6 protein-coding genes are annotated in these 4,342 nt (G+C 24.3%); all 6 read left to right on the forward strand.

Annotation, left to right across the window (positions count from 1 at the left end):
* The coding region (locus FHR24_RS15415) for a hypothetical protein (protein ID WP_208412383.1) at window positions 1-261 on the forward strand (261 nt) is incomplete at its 5' end.
* Window positions 262-470: 209 nt separating this feature from the next.
* Window positions 471-737, forward strand: a complete 267-nt coding sequence (locus FHR24_RS15420) for a hypothetical protein (RefSeq protein ID WP_167191085.1) — start codon at window positions 471-473, stop codon at window positions 735-737.
* A gap of 72 nt (window positions 738-809) precedes the next feature.
* On the forward strand, window positions 810-2,069 hold the full coding sequence (locus FHR24_RS15425; protein ID WP_167191087.1) for a 6-bladed beta-propeller: 1,260 nt from the start codon (window positions 810-812) through the stop codon (window positions 2,067-2,069).
* Between the two features lie 136 nt (window positions 2,070-2,205).
* Entirely contained in the window at window positions 2,206-2,679 is a 474-nt protein-coding gene (locus FHR24_RS15430; RefSeq protein ID WP_167191090.1) for a hypothetical protein, read from the forward strand.
* Window positions 2,680-3,039: 360 nt separating this feature from the next.
* Window positions 3,040-4,152 (forward strand): lipoprotein N-acyltransferase Lnb domain-containing protein, encoded by a 1,113-nt coding sequence (locus FHR24_RS15435; protein WP_167191093.1) that lies wholly within the window; start codon window positions 3,040-3,042, stop codon window positions 4,150-4,152.
* The coding region (locus tag FHR24_RS15810; protein WP_167191096.1) for an efflux RND transporter permease subunit at window positions 4,152-4,342 on the forward strand (191 nt) is incomplete at its 3' end. The genes FHR24_RS15435 and FHR24_RS15810, both read left to right, overlap by 1 nt.

The raw sequence follows: 4,342 nt of genomic DNA on the forward strand, positions 1-4,342 counted from the left end.
GTTGTGCCTAAATCAGCAGTTATTTTAAGACAAAATCAAGAAGTTTTATTTAAAGTAGTAAATGGTAAAGCTTACTGGACTTATGTATTAACAACGCATGAAAATAGTAGTTCTTATGCTGTAATACCACATCCAGATAAAAGTACAGCTAACTTAGAAGAAAATGATAGTATTATAGTTAGTGGCAATTTAAATTTAGCTCATGAAAGTGAAGTTAAAGTTTTAAAAAAGAAGAAAAATAAAAAGACCTCTAGGAGATAAAATAAAAACTGTTCAGATTATTCATTTTAAAATTATATGCCTATGAAATAGATATACAAAATCCTAGAGGATGTCTTAATATATTAAGATATTATTTTGATAACAGAATCAGAATAAAGATGTTTCAAAAGTAACACTTCCTATACGACTTTACAATTAAATAAACTTTAAAATGGCGGAATCGTCATAAATATTAAATTAAAAATTAAATGAAGAAATTAATAGGAATTTTAAGCATTGCTGTGTTTGCATTTGCTTTATCGTTTAACACAAGTGTGATTACAGACTCAAATATATCTTTAGCAGAATTAGTAAATATTAACAATGCAAATGCGGAAGATCCTTTCGGAGATATACCTTGTTCTTGGTGCGAAGAGGAACAAGAGTACGGCGAATACCCTGAGTTTAGAACAGCTTGGGGGGTACCAGGTTACTACATATATTGTCATTTTACTATGGAAAATTCAAGCTGTTAATATTAATATAAATAGAAAACCTATTTTAGTCAAATTTTTGGACTAATCATAGGTTTTCTTTAATTTTTCATTATGAATAAAGTATTATTATTATTATTATTATTATTATTTAGTTGTGGTTTAAAAGAAAAAAACGACAAAAATAAGTTAAGAAGTATTAATATTAAAGGAAGTCCTAAATATATATCCAAAAATAAAATTAAAGAATTTGATGTAGAGAAAGAGTTTAAAGAAAAAATAATAATCCCTTCAGATGCTTTTAATGATTACATTAATTTATTCGATTTAGCTCTATCAATAGAGATAATACCTTTAGAGACTAAAAAGGAGTCCCTTTTCGCAAGTGCAACTAAAGTTATCGTCCATTCAGGAGATTATTATATTCATGATATACGTAACAACAGGCTTTTAAGATTTAATAAAAATGGAGGGTTTTTAAATAAAATTGGAACAATTGGTCGAGGACCAGAAGAGGTGTCTAGTATTAGTGATATTTCTATTGATAAAAAAAACAATTTAATCTCCATTTTAGATTTACGATCTAGATTTATAATTAGATATGATGAATTTGGCTCCTATAAAGATTTAAAACCCCTTTATTGTGCAGTATCGAATCATGAATACTTGGGTAATAAAATTATTTTTGGAGTCAATAAAGGAGTAAGAAATAAACATTATTCATCAATTGATAGATATAGTTTGATATGGGGAAATGAGAATTTTAACCCTGAAAAAAAAGCTTTTAAGAACCCTGAGATTGTAAATAATTTAACTTTACCTACTTCGTTAAAAAGGATTAATGGAAGAGTTTTTTACAATAAAGCTTTTTCCAATAAAATCTGGGAAATAAAAAAAGACAAATTAATTCCGATACTTCAAGTCGAATATGAAACTAATGGTCTTTCTGAAGGTTTTTGGAAAGAGAAAAGTAATATTGAAGAAATCAAAAAGATAATGAAAGAAAAAATTATTTTAACTGGTAATTTCATCGATTCAAAACATTTTTATTGTTTTAGTGCTCATTTTAATGGTGAAATATCAGAGTTCTATTATAATAAAAAAAACAAATCTTTAATTTACGGTCTAACGAGTAGTTTTACAAAGGGAAAAAATGTGAATTCATTATTTTTTAATCCTTTTTATTATAAAAAAGGTGTTTTCTATTCAATATTAAAAGCAGAGTTGTTAACGGAAATACTAAAAGCTAATAAAAATAACAAACAACTTATAAAAATAATAGGAGAGAAAAAATTTAAATCATTGTTAGATTTAAATATACTAGATAATTCAGTGATTGTAAAATTTAAATTGAAGGATTTTGACGAGAGGTAGAAATAGATATTTATTAGGTTTAGTTTTTTTATTAATCATAAACAGTGTTTTTTTTTGTTTTAAAAACAAAAAAATAAATAAAGTAGAGGAGCTTATTAAATTTCATAAAGAATTTAAAGAAAAGGAGAAAGAGTCTTTGTTAATTTATAAAGAATTAATAAAATCTTCTAATAAAATAATTTATCCAACATCAAAAAAAGATTTCACATTCAAATCATTGAAAAAAAAAGTTAGTATAAAACCTCTTTTTTTAAAATTAACTTATGTTTTGTATATTGATAATCTAAAACATTGTAGACCTTGTATAGATACGTTTATAGAAACTTTTAAGAAGCAATCATTATTACATCCAAATTTAAATTATGTCTTAATATGTAAAAACTTTAATGAGAAAGAGCTTGATATTTTAATTAATGATAAAAATTTAGAATTACCTATATACACTATAACAAATGATAAAAGTTTTTTTTTAAAAATGATGGATGAAACGTCTTTTCCTTTTTATTTTACTATAAATAATTCATTAGATATCTCTAATGTTTTTTTACCGTCAAAAAAAAGACCAGAATTAAATACTATTTATTTTAACAACATTAATGAAAATTATTAATAAGATGTAATATTCAATTCGTATTTATTACTCATGAGTTTTTAATAAAAATAAAATGTATTTATGACTAAAGCCGTGTAAAGTTAGGTTACAATTACTAAATATTACGATTGTTAATATTTAGAAAGCAGTATTGTTGAGATTTTATTAAATTAAGATTATAAAAATAATTCTTGTATTGTACGAGAAATGTAAAATAACAAATGAGCGTTTTAATATTCGTTGAGCGAATACTTTTGTTTTTTTATGTGAAAAAGTTTACACAGTTAATAAAAAGCTGTCATAAATAAAATATTCTTTATAATAATTAGTTTATTTAGAAAATTTACTACTGTCGAAAAAGAAAAATATTCTTATAAAATGAAAAAAATAATCTTAATAATATTTCTGCTTGGACAGTTAAATTACGTATATGGACAATTTGAAATTAGTATTTTAACTTGTTCGCCAGGACAAAAAGTTTATTCAGTTTTTGGACATACAGCGATTAGAATTTTTAACAGAGAAAAGAATATAGACCAGGTTTATAATTTTGGGATGTTTGATTTTAAAACAACAAATTTTGAATACAAATACTTAAAAGGAAAACTTGAATATTTCCGAGGTATTCAAAAAACAGATAACTTTATAAAAAGTTATACAAGTGAAGAAAGATTAATAATCGAACAAGTTTTGGAGCTTAATGAATTTGAAATAAAGAAAATTATAAATAGATTAAATTTTCTTTATAGACCCCAAAACAAATTTTATCTCTATTCTTTTTTGAAGAAAAATTGTTCAACTGAAACTCGTGACTTATTAAGCTACATTGGGGTTCGTTTTAAAAATCAAAAAATCAAAAAATCAAATAGAGCCTTAATTAATTCATATTTGAAAGAAATGTCTTGGCTAAAGTTAGGAATTAATTTGGTACTTGGTAAATCATTGGATAAAATTTCTACTCGTAGCCAAAGTATGTTTCTACCTAATTATTTGCAGAAAGAAATTAAATATGCAACATTAAACGATAAAAGAATAGTAAAATACGAAAAAAATCTAAATTCAATAAAAAAGACTAATCATTTAAATCCTCTGGAAATATTACCATCTCACTTATTATTTTCATTTATAGTATTAATAATAATCTTTTGGTTTCCTAAACAAATACGCTTAATTATAAGTCTTGTAATCGGTGTTACAGGCTTTTTTTTTCTTGTTTTGTGGATGTTTTCAGGACATGAAGAAGTAAAAAACAACTTAAATATTATTTGGTGCAATCCTTTATATTTAATTTATATACCATTAATCGTACAAAATAAAATCAACAAAGTATTAAGTTTAATATTATTAGGTACGATTGTAAGTTCAACAATGATTTGGCTTTTAAAAATTCAGGTTTTTGATTCTTCTATTATACCAATTTTAATCCTTTTAGGGATTTTAAACTTTAAACAAATGAAAAAAGAAGATGAAATAATTAGAATAAAAAAGTAATGATAAAATTCCTCATATCCCGCCCCATCGCTGTTTTAATGACAGCCTTAGGAATTATAATTCTAGGATTTTATGCCTCGTCTTTTATACCCGTGTCTTTAATGCCTGATATAGATGTTCCAGAGATTACAGTACAGGTTTCAGATGAGAATATGTCCGCAAGGGAATTAGAAAACAGTGTTGTAAAAAA

It is taken from the genome of Wenyingzhuangia heitensis, assembly GCF_011762155.1.
Lineage (GTDB): Bacteria > Bacteroidota > Bacteroidia > Flavobacteriales > Flavobacteriaceae > Wenyingzhuangia > Wenyingzhuangia heitensis.

Bases quoted from the DNA above. Each gene is read 5' to 3' on its own strand.
- FHR24_RS15435 (WP_167191093.1), top strand. From the start codon at position 3,040: ATGAAAAAAATAATCTTAATAATATTTCTGCTTGGACAGTTAAATTAC.
- FHR24_RS15420 (WP_167191085.1), top strand. From the start codon at position 471: ATGAAGAAATTAATAGGAATTTTAAGCATTGCTGTGTTTGCATTTGCT.
- FHR24_RS15425 (WP_167191087.1), top strand. From the start codon at position 810: ATGAATAAAGTATTATTATTATTATTATTATTATTATTTAGTTGTGGT.